At 68.8% G+C, this 429-nt stretch carries 1 protein-coding gene; it reads right to left on the bottom strand.

Annotation, left to right across the window (positions count from 1 at the left end):
- Positions 1 to 429: hypothetical protein (locus HU736_RS21670; RefSeq protein ID WP_217862404.1), on the bottom strand; the 429-nt coding region annotated here is incomplete at both ends.

The raw sequence follows: 429 nt of genomic DNA, 5'->3' as shown, positions 1-429 counted from the left end.
GGCAGTGCTGACGTCATCCTGCACATGCTTTTCCAGGCGGCCGAAGCGGTCGTACTCGTAGCGGTGGTCGCTGCCGTGGCTGTCGACGAGGCCCTGGCGCAGGCCGTTGAGGGTATGGCGCCAGGTGGTGGTGTGCGCCTTGCCATCGACGCTCCAGGTGTCCTCGAGCGCTTTGCCGGAGGGGCTGTAGGCCATGGCCAGCGTGCCGAGCGGGCCGCTGCTGGAAGCGGGCAGGGCGAGGTCGGGGTGAAAGGTGAAGGCGTTGGCGGGCTCGCCTGCGGGGGCGATGCTCAGCAGCTGGTTGTCGAGGGCCGGTTCGTAGGTGAAGGCAACGCGCTTGCCGTCGGCCAGCACGTTGGCCTCGGGGGGCACTTGGCCGGGTTTGTAGTCGAAGCCGGTGGTGCGCCTGCCGACCGTGACGGTTAGCTG

This window comes from Pseudomonas shirazensis (assembly GCF_014268785.2).
GTDB classification, from domain to species: Bacteria; Pseudomonadota; Gammaproteobacteria; order Pseudomonadales; family Pseudomonadaceae; genus Aquipseudomonas; species Aquipseudomonas shirazensis.
This window is presented reverse-complemented; position numbering and strand designations above follow the sequence as displayed.